Raw genomic sequence first — 15,288 nt, 5'->3', positions numbered from 1 at the left:
ATTATACACCATGCTAAGTTTCTGTGACCGTGATTTATGGCTCGGTGCCGTTGCTTCGTTCGCGCTCCTTGGGAGGGCGACCCGTTCGGATATTACGGAGTGAATGGATGGTTGCGGCAAGCGCACGATCAGCCCAACCATAAATTGTCGGCCGGCTTTTGTTGAGATCTTCGGCGATTTGCGTTACGTTTGTGCGGTATTCCGGATCAAACGTCGCCAGGTTAATCCGCGCCGACGCAACGATCTGCAAGATCTCTTCTTCCGTGAGATCATGATCACGGATCAGCTTTCTGGCTCGCTTGCTACCCAGATCGAGATCCATCGGCACGCTCCTCGCCGTCACAACATACGCCGTTCCCGCCATCAGACAGGGGCAGCGGGTTTGAAGGTGTAATGCTTTATTATAATAGCATACCGAGGCGGTGCTGTCCAGTCCTATTTGTAAATAGTAATGTCGGCAGGAATAGCCCTACATGCTCTAGGACCTTCATATCACCGGCATGCATGATCGCTCCAATGCATTTCATAAAACATCTGTGCATTTGCGTAGCAATTGGTGGGGAATTTTGTACATTTTCGGCGGGGTAAGTCTTAACAGCGCGCGCGTATATTTTGAGGAAAAGTGTAAAGCCTAAACCAGGGCGTGGAACGCTGCCACAGCCCTGGTTTCATTTTGTTGATCGAGTGGAGGAATTTGGGTGTGCCTGCGCCTTAGCGCGGCTTCTTTTTTTCGTCTTTTTCGTCGCGGCTGCGAAAGACGATTTTGATGGGAGTGCCGGTGAAGCCGTATTTTTCGCGAATGCGATTTTCAAGGTAGCGCGCATAGCCCCAGTGGATCTGCTCGGCGTTGTTGGCGAAGAACAGAAATACTGGCGGCGAAACCTGCGGCTGGGTGGCGTAGTAGATGCGCAGGTGTGCGCCCTTATGGATGGCGGTTGGCGGGTGGTCGTAGGTGGCCTCGCGCAGCAGGGTGTTGAGCTCGGCAGTCGGCACACGGCGCTGACGCTCCTGCGCAATTTCCAGCGCCAGGGGCAGGATCTTATCGACGCGCTGGCCGTCTTTGGCCGAAATAAACAGCAGCGGCGCGTAGGGAATGAAGTTGAACTGGTCGCGGATGTGGCGCGTGAAGGCGTTGAAGGTCTCGTTGTCCTTGACGATCAGGTCCCACTTGTTCACCAGAATGGCGACGCCTTTGAGCTGATCGAGGATCATGCCAGCGACGTGCGTGTCCTGCGCGGTGACGCCTTCTTCGGCATCGATCAGCAGCAGGGCTACGTCGGCGCGCTCGACGGCGCGCAAGGCCCGCATGACGCTGTATTTTTCGATACCGCGCTCGATCTTGCCGCGCCGGCGGATGCCAGCGGTGTCGATCAGCAGCATGTTGGTGCCGTTGTACTCAAGCGGTGTGTCGATGCTGTCGCGGGTGGTGCCAGGCACGGCGCTGACAACGCTGCGCTCCTGACCGAGCAGACGGTTCAGCAGCGACGACTTGCCAACGTTCGGGCGGCCGACAATGGCGACCTTCACGGTGCTATCGTCGGTTTCTTCTTCAACAACGGGTACCTGCTCGGCCACTTTATCGAGCACATCGCCGGTGCCGATGCCGTGGTAGGCGCTCATAGGGATCGGTTCGCCCAGGTTGAGGGCATAAAACTCGACCGCGTTCATCGCGCGTTCCTGATTGTCGGCTTTGTTGGCGGCGAGCACCACTGGCTTGTAGGTGTTGCGCAGCACCTCGGCCACGTCGCTGTCGGCGGTTGTCAGGCCCTCAATGGCATCGACCATGAAGACAATCACGTCGGCCTCGGCGATTGCCAGCTCGGCCTGGGCGCGCACGCGCCGCGCGATCTCGGCCAGCGGAGCTGAGTCGTCGTCTTCTTCAAACAGCAGGCCGGCGGTATCGACCACGGTGAACACACGGCCATTCCAGTCGCTGTCGCCATACAGGCGGTCGCGCGTGGTGCCGGGCAGGTCTTCGACGATGGCCTTACGCTGGCCGATCAGTCGGTTGAAAAAAGTCGACTTGCCAACGTTCGGCCGGCCGACCAGAGCAATAATTGGTTTCATCGGTTTGTATCGTCTATATTTCTCAGATAGTTGCTAGCGATTTTCGCGCGCAAACTCACGTTGGGTAGACACTTTGCCATTGGCGCGGGCGCGCAGCAGCGCCGCAACACAATCGCTATCGAATTCGGTGCCGATGCCGCGCTGCAAGATGGCAAATGCGGCGTCGGCGGTGCGCCCCTGCTGGTAGGGGCGGTCGCTGGTGAGCGCGTCGAACACGTCGGCGACATGCACGATTTTGCCAATGCGGCTAATCTCGGCGGCTTTCAGCTTGTTCGGGTAGCCGCTGCCATCTTCGCGCTCGTGATGCTGAAGCAGCGCGGGCAGCTCTTCACGCAGCAGCCAGCGCAGCTCTTCCTGGCGCATGATCTCGTAGCCGCGCTCAGGATGCTTTTTGATTTCCTCGAACTCTTCGGTGCTCAGCCCGCTGTTCTTTTTCAGGATCGAGTCGGGCACGCCGATTTTGCCAACATCGTGCAGAATGCCACCAATCCGCACGTGGTTGATTTCTTTGCGCGAAAGGCCAAGCTCTTCGGCAATTGCCACCGCGAACTCGGCTACGCGCTGCGAATGGCCCTGTGTGTACGGGTCTTTGGCATCGACCGCGCCCGCCACGACTTTGATGACGCCCATGAACAGGCGGTAGGTATCGTCGTTCAGGCGGGCAACCTGCAAGACCGTGGCGGCCTGGCTGGCCAGCGCCTCGAACAGCACAATATCGTCTTCGCTGAACACGCCGCCGTTGCGCTTGTTGAGCGCCTGCGCGCCGCCAATAATGCTGGCGTTGATTTCGCCACGCTCCGGGCCGAGCTGAATACCCGGCGCGCGCAGTGGCACGCACAGGATCGAGCGCGTCACAAAGCCGCTGTCGACATCGGCCTGCTTGTAGTGGTGCGTTTCCTTGCTGACATCCTCCACCAGCATGCGCTCGCCGGTTGCGACCACCTGGCCGATGATGCCCTCGCCCACCGGCAGCGTCATTTCCCTGAGCTTTTCGCTGCGATCACCCGTAGCGACATGCAGCTTTAGCACCGGCGGCTCGGCCTGATCATCCAGCTCCCAGACTGAAGTTGCTTCGACTTCGAGCAGATCGCGGGCGTGGTTCATGATCCGCGTCAGCAGCTCCTGCCGGTCGAGCGTGGTCGTCAGGTGCGAGATGATGTCGACCAGGGCATTCAGGCGGCGCTGGCGCGAGTTGGCCTGTTCGAGCAGCCGCGCTTTTTCGATCTCGCTGGCCATGCGGTCGGCCAGGTCGTGCAGCAGCGCCAGCTCGCCTTCTTCATCGATGGCCGAGGGTGGCAGGTTGAAGACCTGCACCACGCCAATCGGGCGGTCGCGCAGCACCAGCGGCAGGCAGTAGACCGTGCGCAGGCGCAGCGCCGAAGTGCTGTTCAGGCGGCGCTCCCAGCGCGGGTCGTTCTCGACATCGTCGATGAACAGCGAGGCTTTGGTGCGTATTGCCACGCCAACAATGCCACGCGAGGCCGGGAAGCGCTGGCCGAGCAGGTTCAGGCTTTCCGGGTCGCCTTTGACAACTTTGAATTCCAGCTCGTCGGTTTCGGCGTCGTACAGGTAGAGCGAGCCGGCGTTTGCGTCGGTTACCTCCATAAACAGATCGACCATCTGGTCGAGCAGGGCGTCAAGCTCGTGCGTGGCGGCGATGGCATTCGCGCGCCGAATCGTATCGAGCATGCGCTGGTACATCGAGCTGCTGAGTTCGATTGCCATAACCCACCTCGTTTTCGCTAGGGATTTGATGTGTTATGAGCGGGTTACGAACTCCGCGCACGCGCAACGGAGCGATCAGGCTTCTGAGCTTTTGGCAAGCGCACGTACATAGCGTGCCACTTCGTCGGGTTCGCCCGCGATTGCCACCGACGCGCCCGACTCGGCGGCGATGCGCTCAAGCGTGTACTCGTCGAGCGTGCGCGTGCCAGTATGGTCGAACATCACGCGCGGCAGCAGCACGCGCTGCGCGCCGGCTGCCCTGAGCGCCGCCACAACGTCCTGGCCCATCAGCAAGCCCGACACGGTGACCATTTCGCCAAAAAACTGGTTGACGATTGGCAGCAGGCGCGCGTGCATGCCCTCGATGCGGTTGAGCCGATCGACGACGCGCTGGAGCACGGGCGAGATTAGCGTGCCGCAAGCGATGGTTAGCTCGGTTGGGGCGGGCATGCGGGCTGGCAGGCGGCGCTGCACACGCGCCCAGCCGTCGATGAAGTCGCGGGTCATGCCCACGCCATTCGAGTATTGCGGCATGCCGTCGTATTCGTCGGCGGGCGGCATGTCGCGCCCGCTCAGCAGGTAGAATTCGTCGGACGGGTAGGCTAGGCGCGTGCCAAAGTCGCGCTGGAACTGCCCCTGGTACGAGCCGATCAGATCGATCACCCGCCCGGCTTCGGTGGCGGTGAAGGTGCGCATTGGCACATCGGCGGCGACGATCTGGCGGGCGCAATGGCCGAGTTCGGCCGGGTCGATGCTAGGCTGGCGGGCGGCGGCGGGCTGAAGCTGAATTGCTTCGTCCCAGAGCGGCTGGCGCTCCCAGTTGGTGTCGATCCACTCAGGCGTTTCGTGCACGTGAATTGCAGCGCGAATGCTCTGCGGGCGCTTGCCATCGAAGCGGTATTTCGTGAGGCCCACCGGCACCACGGCGATTGTCTGCACAATCGGGTAGAGCGCGGCAAGCTGGCGGATGCTTTCGTGTAGCACAGCGGTGTCGTTGATGCCGGGCAGCGCGACGATCTGGGTGTGTACGTCGATGCCCAGCTCGCCAAAGCGGCGGATCTGCTGCAGCACATCGGGCACATCGGCCTTGCCGAGCAGCACGGCACGCGTGGCGCGGTCGGTCGCGTGAATCGACACATACATCGGGCTGAGATGCTGCTCGGCGATGCGCTGCCAGTCGTCCTCAGTCAGGTTGGTGAGCGTGACGAAATTGCCGTACAGAAAACCCAGCCGGTAGTCGTCGTCTTTCAGGTAGAGCGATTTACGCATGCCCTTGGGCATCTGCGTCAGGAAGCAGAACGGGCACTTGTTGTTGCAGGTGCGCAGGCGGTCGAACAGCGGCTCGACAAAATCGATGCCAATATCTTCATCGGGGTCTTTTTCGATCTCGTAAATCGTCTCGTCGTCGCCGCGCCGCACCAGCAGCTCAACACGCTCGTCGGCCATGGCAAAGCGGTAGTCGATCACATCGCGCAGCCGGCGCTCGCCCACCGACACCACCATATCGCCAGGCTGGATGCCCAGCTCGTCGGCGATGCTGCCGCGCGCCACTGCGGCAACTGCGCCGCCTTCGCCCGTAATATTTTTCAGGTCCGGCTGGTATTCCATTGCCTTGTGTCTGTACCTTCGCGTCGCAAGCCCGCGGGCGGCCATGCTGCCGGCAGGCGTGCAGAAATATGAAAGTACGGGCCAGCCCCGTACCGACGGCATTATACCACAGCCTTCCGCGCACTGGGACTTGCAGGACCTGGCAGAAATCCGCCTCGCGACCGGCTTGCCCAAACGCGCTCTGCGTGTATACTTTCAGGCGGCCCATTTGTGCCTTCAGGCAGCAGATTCGTGGCGCTATTCTTGCGATGCCGGCCCTGCGCAACTGGCAGGCTACGGCGCAGTGAAGAAGTGGAACAGAGCAATGCAATGCAGCGTCACTATCAACGGGGATAGGGTTATGGAGGAATACGGTGCAACGCCGTTTACGTTTATTTTTGCTCGCAATCGTGCTGGTCTGCGGCACTCTGGCTGGGTTCAGCCACTGGCGCGCCGATGCTGCCGGCATTCATCTGCGCCCGCCGGCCGACATGTTCGAGCGCGGGCCGTATGCCTTTCGTGTGAAGGAGGCCTGGCGCGCTTCTGACCGGCCAGTGCCTGCGCCCGCGATCAACCCGTATGTTCGCCCCGAGTTTGCCCACGAGATGCGCGATTTACAGCCGACCATCCTCGCGGCCGCTGCGCGCCACAACCGCCCGCACCTTTCTGGCATGAGCGATCACGATTTCGCGGTGCTGATTGCGCTGCTGATGTATAACGAGCATTTTGGCTGGTTCGAAGAGCGCGTAACGCCGGTGCAGATGTTTACGCCGCTGTATGAGGATTTGCAGCGCGAAACCAACCAGGCCGGCATCAGCAACCTGAGTGTGTGGCCGGCCAATATTCGCCCGTCGGTGGCAATTGAAATTCTGCGCGGCGAGGTGCCGCTGCCGCACAGCACAGCCGTGATGACGGTGCCGCTGACGATTGCCGGCAGCACGATTAACCTCAAGAATTATGATTCGGCGCAGGACCTGTATGCAGCAGTGAGCCACGAAATTGCCGACCCAACGCTGGCGGTGGAGTATCTGGCGGCGAACCTGGAGCGCGGGCTCTACCGCGCGCGCGCTGAGCATGTGGCGGTGACGTGGCGCGTGCTGGCGGCATGGCACAACCAGGGCATTGTGTCGCCCAGCGAGGTGCGCAAAAACCCGACGGCCAGCGACTATGTGCGCCGGGCGTCGGCTTATTTTGCGACGGCGCGGGCCCTGATCGACATGCCCGAGCAGCACGTTCCCGCATGGAAGCTGGCGATTGGTGATTAGCGAGGCGAAGCGCGAAAGACCACGGTAGCAGGTAGCAGTTGGCCGGGCGCAGGGAGTGTTTAGAGTTGAAAGTTGTATGTTGAACGGTGAGTTTTCAGTAAGTTACAAACATGCAACCTTCGAACCCCCTGCGCCGAAAGCGCGCTAGCGCGCAACCTCGATCTCACCCAGTGTCACGAAATCGGCGGAGCCATCGGCGAGGGGCAGGCGCTGCATCGCAGGGTATTCGTACCAGCCCAGGTTGACACGGTAGCGACCGGCAGGTGCGTCGGCATCGAGCGCGGGCGCAATCAGGTCGGCGTAGCGCTTGCCCGCCTGCCAGCGGTCAGTCGGTTCTTGCCCGGCGCTCTGGTCGCACTGCCCCCAGATTTTGCCGTCCGGCCCGACCAGATGCACAAAGAAGCGGTAGCTTGTGCCGGGGACGGCATGCGCCTGCCACTCGAGCATCATGGGCACGGGCTGGCCGGGGTGGTAGGTTTGCGTGCCGAGCGTGAAGCCGCCAAGCGCAATGCCTTCCTGCCACAAGTACTGCGTGCTGGTGCTGGCCGCCAGCGGCGCGCGGCTGAGCCGCCACAGCCGGCCTTCGGGCGAGTGCGCCAGCCCCAGCCGCAAATCTGGCGCGGTCAGGTACACGGCGCGCCCGCTGTCGAGCGCCTGCAGCACGTCATCGCGGCCAATGCCCGAGCCAAACTGCAAATCGGGGCGCCTGTTCTCGACCACCTGAAGATAGTGCGGCCCCTCGGTAGCATACCAATCGCCAATAATCAGGGAGCCCTGCGGCAGCGGCTGGGCCATAATCTCGCGCGCAATCTGCTCGTCGTTGCTGGTGTTGAGCGCACGAATGGCGGGGAGATTGTGCCACAGCAGCACGGCAGGCAGGAGCAGCAGGGCGTAGGGGAGCGCTCGCAGCGCCGGCTGACCGCGCTGGCCAAACTTTTTCGCAAGGAACTTCGCGCCCACCAGCAGCACGAGCGCGCCCTCGCCCAGCAGCAGCGCCGCGATCTGGTGCGCGGGGATGAAGAAGACCTCGATATCATCCACATAGTAGGCTGCGCAGAAGCCGCAGATAAGCGCATAGCTTGCCAGCAGCAAGGCAGCGGCGGCACGGTCGCGGCTGGCAAGTCGCCCGGCACCCAGCAGCGCCAGCGCAAAGCCAAGCGGCAAAAACTGCGGCCAGACGAACTGCCGCGCCAGCCCAAACACGCGGCGCAGACCTTCGGCGCGCAGGCGGGCCGGGTTGAGCCAGGTGGCGGTCAGGTCGGACCCACTGATGTGCGCGAAGACTTGCTGCCAGGTGTGCATCCAGGCTGGCGCGCGCAATGGCACATAGGCATAGAGCACCAGGGGCAGCAGCAGCGCCAGGGCCGCGCCAAAAAGTGCGCGGGCGGGTACATGCGGGCGATTTTCGCCGAAACGCCAGCCCAGCGCCACAAACAGCAGCGCACCTGGCAGCAGCAAAACCACCGAGCGGTGGTGTGCCAGCCCAAGCCCCACCAGCAAACCCACAACCCACAGCGGCCAGCGCCCGGCCCGCCAGCGCAGCAGCGCCAGCAGCAGCAGCGCCTGAATGAGCGCCGCCAGGGCATAGACCTCGGCGATGCTTGCCTGCGACCAGAACGCGCGCGAGGCCGCCAGCGCCAGCGCGGCCGCCAGCGCGATCGGGCGGGGCTGCGCCAGGGAGCGCGCCACATGGTAGCTCACGCCTACTGCCGCGCCGGCTGCCAGTGCCGAAAACAGGTTCAGCCGCCATGCCATGCTGCTGCCCAAAGGAAGCTGGCACCACAGCCAGCCCAGGAGGGTATAGAGCGGGTAGCCGGTTGGGTGCGCCAGGCTCAGCGTCGGCACGGCCCACTGCAGCTCGGCGGTGTCGCGGCTCCCCAGCCCGGGCAGCAGCGTCGCCCAGTACAAGCCGAACGCAGCAATTCCCGCGCCCAGGCCGAGCAGCAAATCGGCGCGCAAGAGCAGTGCGCGTAGCCATTCCCAGAACAGTGGAGCAGCTTGCTCGCGCGGCGCGAGGCCAAGCACCCGCACTTTCCCATGATGTGCTTTTTGCATTATGTTCCGTTATCCGCCGCCAGCCGGGACGACTGCAGCGCCTGCAATTGCGCGCTAATCGTGTCCAGGCGACGCACAATCTCATCGTAGTGCGTCTGGGCTGGCGCCGGGTCTTTTGCAATAAACGCAAGCGAGCCGCCGGTTTCGAGCACGCACTCCTCAATATCGCTGAGGCTGCGGAAGCCCTGCCGGTGCGCCGCTGCGGTAAGTTCATTCACAGTAATCAGCTCGCGGTCGATCCGCCGCTGCACGACATGGCCGTGCTCGATCAGCCTGACCGGCGAGCCTTCCAGAAAACGGTCGAGATTGACACGGCGGAACACAAAGCGCACCACCATATAGTTCATAACAAGCAGGCTGGTTGCGCCAATCACGCCGCCGGTAATACTGCTGTCGTCGCCAATAATTGCATTCTGCACGGTATTCGAAAGCATCAGCAGAACGACCAGGTCGAAAGTATTGATCTGTGCCAGCTCGCGCTTGCCAGCCAGGCGCAGCCCAACGATCAGAAACACGTAGACAATCAGCGGGCGCAGGATTTTCTCCAGCACCGGCAGCCCCAGCGCGAACATATCGTGCAGCGCCTGCGCGCCTAACAGTTCCATGAAGGGTACTCCTTTCGTCCACGCGGCATCGGCCCATCATACCACGGCTGGGCAATGCCACCGTGTGGCACGCAGGTTGCTATATGTTTAGCAGCACAAATGAAAGGAGCCTTCATGATCACATGCCCGAAATGCAGCAACGACACCCAAACCAGTGGCCTTGTGACTGCCCAGGGTGAAGTCATGCTGGCTGGAACGATTGGCAAGCCGCCGCGGCCCATTCTTGCGCAGGTATGCAGCGCCTGCGGCTATATCGAATTGTATGCGCCGCTCATGCTCGACCAGCCCGAGCAGAGTGTTGCCGAAGCGGAAATACCTGCCGAAGCGCCAGCCCCTGCACTGGGCGATGTTGTTGCGGCCTGAGCCGTGGCACAGAACCTGCTGTTATGCTGGTGTATTCTGCAACACGCAGCACTTTGTTTCTAAGCGACTTGTTTCTAACGGATGGAGAGAGCTATGATTACGTTGTTACTGAGCGGCCTGGTCGTTGGTCTTGTTCTTGGTGTGGTTGGCCTGAAGCTGATGCACGCAGCTGAAGCAAAGCAGCCAGCTTCGCAGCCGAACACCACCCCGCGACCGCACTCCTAAGCACAGGCTCGTAGCTATAGATCAGCGCCGCCCGGCAAGCCAGGCGGCGCTTGTTGTGCCTAAAAAACAAGTGGGAATTAGTTCTGGTACACTTCGCGGAAGCGCTCGCGGGCGCGGAACAGGCGCGTTTTAATCGCGCTGTTCGAGCAGCCAAGCGCGTCGGCGATCTCCTGGGTGCTGCGGCCCTCGCAGGAATGCAGCACCAGCGGCAGGCGGTACATGTCGGGCAGCTGCTCAAGCGCGCGCTGCACCGGCTCGCCCTCGTCGAGGCGCGATTCCATGCTATGGCTGCCGGTGGGTGGGGGTTCCATGTCGAGCAGGGGGGTAAAGCGAATGCGGCGGCGGCGGCGCAGGAAATCGTAGGCGGTGTTGGTGGCAATGCGGTAGAGCCACGCGGCCACGCTTGCGTTCGCATCGCGCTGGTGCCAGCTGCGCAGGGCCTTGATAAAGGTTTCCTGGCACAGATCCTCGGCCGCCTCGCGGTCGCTGACCAGCCGGGTAAGATATGCAAGAATCGGGCGCTGGTACTCTTCGTACAGCATCTCAACGCCAGTTGTATAGGGAACGCGCGACTCGCTGAATGCCAACATAGTATCCTCTTTATATATGAAGCTGTGTAATACTTTCGGAAGAGTCACAGGCCAGGCAAACAATTGCTCAGGCGGGCAGCCGGTTCAGCGTAGACACGGGGCACTCCTCAACGCGGGACGGAAGCGCACTGGCGTGGTTCAATCGAGTTTTGCTCTCCCACCACCACTTCTTCGCTGCGTCATTTATTGCCGGTAGGCGTACTATAGCGGAAGCGGGCCGCAGCAGCATCAGGCGTTTGGGTCATCTCACTCTCAATCCACAAGCCGAACGACAGCTCGTTCTGCCGATGGACGCTGATCCGCCCAAAGGTGGATTTGCGACGCCGCGCACAAGCACTGCACCTCCTAAAAAACGCCTGCGCACAGTTGCACATTCCATAATCCAGTGCTATAGTTAGCCGCGTGGAGCCTCTGAACACACGTGGCGATGTGGGCAACTGGCTTCGTTACCCAAAATGTGCAGGAACGTACATTGACAACGGATGCCGTAATCGGTTCGCCGCAGGCAGGCAGCGCAACACCAGGCATGGTTCTGGTGCCACCGCAATTCCGCTTGCAAGCGGCCCCCCGGCTTTGACTTACCCATAAGGATCGTACGACGACGGCGCCGCAGTCCCTCAAACTGCCGCGCCTTGCCATACACGATCGGGTTTTGTCTGGCCTGGCTTGCCGAACGCACGGCAGACTTCCGCTGTCTCACCCGACAGGAGCGAAACAAACAACCAATGCCAAATGACACCCAACGACCTGATGTCGCCGTTTTTATCGACTTTGAGAATGTGTACGTCAGCGTTCGCGACAAACTGGACGCGAACCCGAATTTCGAAATGATCATGGATCGGTGCGAAGACTTCGGCCGCGTCGTCATCGCCCGGGCCTACGCCGACTGGTACCGCTACCCCCGCGTCACAAGCGCGCTCTACGCCAACGGCATCGAGCCGATGTACGTGCCGACCTACTATTACGACCGCGAACTTGGCCGCACTGGCCGCGCGATCAAAAATAGCGTCGACATGAACCTCTGCATCGACGCAATGAAGACGCTGTTCACCAACACGAACATCGCCAAGTTCGTGCTGGCCACCGGCGACCGCGATTTCATCCCCCTGGTTAACAGCATTCGCCAGCAGGGAAAAGAAGTGATTATTATCGGCATTGGCGGCGCGGCCTCGGCCCACCTCGCCCAGAGCGCCGATGAGTTCATTTTCTATGAGTCACTGGTTGGCAAAAAGCCGCTCGACCTCGCACAAGACCTGCCCAAAGCCAAAATGCCCGAGAAGGGTCGCGAAAACGAATTCAGCGAACAGCAAGAAGATGGCGAGCGCAGCAACCGCGGCCGCGACCGTGAGCGCGCCCCCGAGCGCGACCGCGACCGTGAGCGTGCCCCTGAGCGCGAGCGTACTCCCGACCGTGAGCGTGCCCCCGAGCGCGCACCCGAGCCGGAACCGCAGGGCCAGCCCGACATCTACGACACGCTGGTCAACGCGATCAACCTGGCCCGCGAGCGCGGCTATGTCTGCTCGTTCGGCTCGCTCAAGCTGCTGATGAAAGAGCTGATGGGCGGCGAGTTCAAGGAAGGGCGCTACAAGGATGCCAGCGGCCGGCCGTTCGCGAAGTTCAAGGATTTCGTGATCGAGGCCGAGCGCCGCGGCAAGGTGCAGGTCTTCACGCGCGGCACGGTGAACGAAGTGTTCCTGCCCGGCGAAGATCCCTTCAAGCTCTCGCAGTTCGCGCAGGAAATTACCGAAGAACCCGGCGCGCCCATCATTCAGGTCAGCGAAATGGAAGTGCGCCCCGAAAGCCGCCCGTCGGTGGTTTCGAATGGCCGCCGCCGCCGCCGCCGCTCGCGTGGCGGGCAGCGCGGAAATGGCACCACGCAGCAGAATGGTGTTGAGGCGTTCGACGACGAGGACGAGCTGTACGAAGACCTGAGCGCCGCCGAGGCACCCGCCGACGCGTCGGAAGAAGTCTTCGAAGAGCTGCTCGAGCGCGTCGAGGCCGAAGCCGACGAGATCGAGGCGATTACTGCCTACGATCCGGCCGGCGAAGAGCTGCTGCCGCCCGAGGTGGCCGAGCCCGCATCCGCCGAGGAGCCAGCCCCCGCAGAAGCTGAAGCTGCCCCCGCCAGCGAAGCCGTGCAGACCGACGAAACGACCGCTTCCGACGACGAAGCAGCCGCGTCCGGCCAGCCCTTCACCGACGAAGAATGGCAAACGCTGCGGCAAACGGTTGGTGCGTTTGACCGGCCCGTGCCGTTCGCGCAAATTCACGACGCGCTGCGCAGCATGCGCAACAGCGCCGGTATCACCCGCACCAACGAAGAGCTGCGCTCGCTGATCAAGCAGGCGATCAACACTGGCGTGCTTGAGCGGCTGGGCAAGGGCAATCGCGCAAGCTACCGGCTGGCCCAGCCCGCCGAGGGCGGCGAGCTGCCCACGCTGGTGCTGCCCGACCTGACGGTGATGCTGGCCGAGGAAGCAATTGCCGAGGCCGAAGCGCAGGCAGCCGAAGCGGTTGCTGAGGCCGAGCCGGTGGCAGTCAAGCCAAAGCGCCAGCGCCGCAAAGCCGCAGCCCCGGTCGCAGAACCTGCCCCGGCGGTTGCCGAGGTGGCCGAAGCGCCCGCGAAAAAGCCAGCGCGCCGCTCGCGCAAGGCCGCAGCTGCCGAGCAGCCCGCCGCCGAGGCCCCGGTGGTGGAAGCCGCCCCAACCGAAGCGCCCGCCGCGCCGAAGCGCAGCCGCCGCAAGAAAGCTGCCGCCACAACCGAAGAATAAAGCACCCTGTTGTTGCGCGCTGGATAGATCAATGCTGCAATTGATCTATCCAGCGCGCACGCTATGTCTGCGCTCATGACGAAAATTAAAATCTGTGGCATGCGCACTGCCGAGCACGCGCTCGTTGCTGCCGCTGCTGGTGCCAACTTGCTGGGCTTCATCCTCGCGCCGTCGCGCCGCCAGATCACTCCGGCCGAGGCGCGCGCGATTGGGCAGGCCGTGCGCGCCGCACACGGCAGCAACGCGCCGCAGCTGGTGGGCGTGTTTGTGAACGAAACCGCTGCGCATATGCGCGCCATCGCTGCCGAGTGCGCGCTGGACGCGGTGCAGCTCAGCGGCGACGAGCCGCCCACGCTGGCCGACGAGCTGGCCGACATGACGCTGATCAAGGCGATTCGCTTTGATGGCAGCGCCGCCGAGCAGGGCTGGCTGGCGGGAAGCTGGCCGCATGTGCGCCTGATGGTCGACGCACACCTGCCCGGCACCTACGGCGGCGCGGGCGTTGTGGCCGACTGGGAGCAATCGGCGGCGCTGGCGCAGCAACAGCCGATTCTGCTGGCTGGCGGGCTCAACCCAGAAAACGTCGGCATGGCGATTGCGCACGTAGCTCCCTGGGGCGTGGACGTGAGCAGCGGCGTCGAAACCGATGGCGTGAAAGACAGCGCGAAAATACGAGCCTTTGTGGCTGCCGTGCGCACTGCCGAGGGGAAACTTCCCCCTTTTGCGATTGGGCAAAGTACGTTAGAATGATTGTGTATGCTCGCTAACACTTCGAATGGTATAAGGAGGACTTCATGAAGGGATTCTTTCGGCTTTTCAGCCTGGCGGCCCTGGCCGGCATTGCGGTGGTGGTGTATCGCGCGGTGAAGCAGTATCGTGAAGATAGCGTGTTCGACCTGAGCGCGGCGTCGAGCGACAGCAGCGGCTTTGGCGGCGGCAAGCGCAGCATCAGCCCCGAGCTGCTGGCCATTCTGGCCGACCCGGGCGATAAAGGCCCGGTGGAGCTGCTGACCGACGCGGGCGGCAGCGAATGGCTGGTCAACCGGCGCAACGGCTTCCGCTACCCGGTCGAGGATGGCATCCCGATTATGCTGCTTGAGGAAGGCGAGAAGAACCGCGACGACAGCCTGATCAACAGCTAGTGCGCTTCATATAGAAGTTTGCAGTTGGCAGGAGGCAGAAGGCAGTTACATTTTTCGCTCTACATTGTAATGCTGTTGCTCTTTCCCTATTCTGCCTCGCTTTCCTAATAATGCACACCACGCGACAAAACAGACAGCCCGCCCCGAAAATGGGGCGGGCTGTTTTTTTATGCGCAAAAAGCCGGCCTACGGTGTAACGGTCGGGCGCGGGGTTTGGCGCGGGGAAGGGCTGGGCGAGGGCGTGCGCGACGGGATTTCGGTGGCGGTAGCAGCAGCCGGGCTGGGCGTGGGCGTCAGCATCGGGATGGCTGGCGTGGCCGAGCCCAGGTCGGTCGCAGTGTCGTTGGCGATATCGCCCAGGCGCGCCAGAAAGCGCTCGACGCGCGCCGAGCGGCGCTCAAGCTCGGCGAGCAGCGCGGCGCGGCCGGCTTCGGCGGTGGCGAATACCGCCACGGCGTCGCGGCCCGAGCGCACCTCGGCCACGAGCGTGGCGCTCTGCGATGCGCTGGACTCGCGCTCGCGCTGCAACTGGGCGCGCATGTCGGCAATGTCGTCGAGCTGGCTTTTGATCTCGCCCAGCAGCTCATGGTCGCCCGAGCCGCGCACGCTGTCGCCGGCGACCTGGGTTTGCAGCGCGCTCTGGCCGGCCTGGAGCGTGGCAACCTGCTGCTGCGCCTCGGCGAGCTGCGCGGGCGTAGATGGCACGAAGCCGAACCAGAGCAGGCCAGCCGCGCCCGCCAGCAGCGCAAGAAACGTGGTGATGAGGATCACCAGCAGCGCCGCCACCGTGCGCCCCAGGCAACCACCGCGCCGACGGGCAGGAGCTGGCTGCACCGGCAATGGCCCTGTGGATGAAACGGGCATGGGCGTACTCGGCTGGGGCTGCGATGGCG

At 62.7% G+C, this 15,288-nt stretch carries 13 protein-coding genes; 5 read left to right on the top strand and 8 right to left on the bottom strand.

Annotated elements, in window-relative coordinates; genetic code table 11:
- Positions 1-34: 34 nt before the first annotated feature.
- From M1P90_RS00605 to M1P90_RS00590, 4 genes are all read right to left on the bottom strand, one after another.
- Entirely contained in the window at positions 35-322 is a 288-nt protein-coding gene (locus M1P90_RS00605; protein ID WP_483700678.1) for a hypothetical protein, read from the bottom strand.
- Positions 323-711: 389 nt separating this feature from the next.
- A complete protein-coding gene (gene der / locus M1P90_RS00600) occupies positions 712-2,067 on the bottom strand; it encodes a ribosome biogenesis GTPase Der (RefSeq protein WP_483700677.1) in 1,356 nt (451 codons plus the stop codon).
- A 33-nt stretch (positions 2,068-2,100) separates the two neighbouring features.
- Entirely contained in the window at positions 2,101-3,792 is a 1,692-nt protein-coding gene (locus M1P90_RS00595) for an HD domain-containing phosphohydrolase (protein WP_483700676.1), read from the bottom strand.
- Positions 3,793-3,867: 75 nt separating this feature from the next.
- Positions 3,868-5,400, bottom strand: a complete 1,533-nt coding sequence (locus tag M1P90_RS00590) for a DUF512 domain-containing protein (protein WP_483700675.1) — start codon at positions 5,398-5,400, stop codon at positions 3,868-3,870.
- 353 nt (positions 5,401-5,753) lie between these two features.
- Between M1P90_RS00590 and M1P90_RS00585 the strand changes: the two genes are divergently transcribed.
- Complete coding sequence (locus M1P90_RS00585; RefSeq protein ID WP_483700673.1) at positions 5,754-6,644, top strand: hypothetical protein; 891 nt, start codon at positions 5,754-5,756, stop codon at positions 6,642-6,644.
- A gap of 144 nt (positions 6,645-6,788) precedes the next feature.
- Here the strand turns inward: M1P90_RS00585 and M1P90_RS00580 are convergent, their stop codons facing one another.
- Positions 6,789-8,699, bottom strand: a complete 1,911-nt coding sequence (locus M1P90_RS00580; RefSeq protein ID WP_483700672.1) for a protein O-mannosyl-transferase family — start codon at positions 8,697-8,699, stop codon at positions 6,789-6,791.
- Complete coding sequence (locus tag M1P90_RS00575; RefSeq protein WP_483700671.1) at positions 8,699-9,304, bottom strand: DUF421 domain-containing protein; 606 nt, start codon at positions 9,302-9,304, stop codon at positions 8,699-8,701. Before M1P90_RS00575 ends, M1P90_RS00580 begins: the two co-directional genes overlap by 1 nt.
- A 114-nt stretch (positions 9,305-9,418) precedes the next feature.
- Here M1P90_RS00575 and M1P90_RS00570 point away from each other — a divergent pair, with 114 nt between their 5' ends.
- Positions 9,419-9,667, top strand: a complete 249-nt coding sequence (locus tag M1P90_RS00570) for a hypothetical protein (RefSeq protein ID WP_483700669.1) — start codon at positions 9,419-9,421, stop codon at positions 9,665-9,667.
- A 302-nt stretch (positions 9,668-9,969) separates the two neighbouring features.
- Here M1P90_RS00570 and M1P90_RS00565 read toward each other — a convergent pair whose 3' ends face one another.
- Positions 9,970-10,482 (bottom strand): RNA polymerase sigma factor, encoded by a 513-nt coding sequence (locus tag M1P90_RS00565; RefSeq protein ID WP_483700667.1) that lies wholly within the window; start codon positions 10,480-10,482, stop codon positions 9,970-9,972.
- A 725-nt stretch (positions 10,483-11,207) separates the two neighbouring features.
- On the opposite strand from M1P90_RS00565, the gene M1P90_RS00560 reads away from it, so the two are divergent.
- The 3 genes from M1P90_RS00560 (at position 11,208) to M1P90_RS00550 (ending at position 14,395) form a co-directional block, all read left to right on the top strand.
- A complete protein-coding gene (locus M1P90_RS00560; protein WP_483700666.1) occupies positions 11,208-13,253 on the top strand; it encodes an NYN domain-containing protein in 2,046 nt (681 codons plus the stop codon).
- A 75-nt stretch (positions 13,254-13,328) separates the two neighbouring features.
- Positions 13,329-14,003 carry a phosphoribosylanthranilate isomerase gene (locus M1P90_RS00555; RefSeq protein ID WP_483700665.1) on the top strand — a complete coding sequence of 225 codons (675 nt, stop codon included), beginning with the start codon at positions 13,329-13,331 and terminating at the stop codon, positions 14,001-14,003.
- Positions 14,004-14,047: 44 nt separating this feature from the next.
- Positions 14,048-14,395 (top strand): Trm112 family protein, encoded by a 348-nt coding sequence (locus M1P90_RS00550; RefSeq protein ID WP_483700664.1) that lies wholly within the window; start codon positions 14,048-14,050, stop codon positions 14,393-14,395.
- A 186-nt stretch (positions 14,396-14,581) separates the two neighbouring features.
- On the opposite strand, the gene M1P90_RS00545 is transcribed toward M1P90_RS00550, so the two are convergent.
- The gene (locus M1P90_RS00545) at positions 14,582-15,259 is read right to left on the bottom strand and encodes a hypothetical protein (RefSeq protein WP_483700662.1); all 678 of its coding nucleotides are present in this window, start codon (positions 15,257-15,259) and stop codon (positions 14,582-14,584) included.
- Positions 15,260-15,288 lie beyond the last annotated feature (29 nt).

Source organism: Kouleothrix sp. 19917, assembly GCF_057073505.1.
Note: the sequence above shows the minus strand (reverse complement) of the source record. Positions and strands in the feature narration are given on the sequence as shown.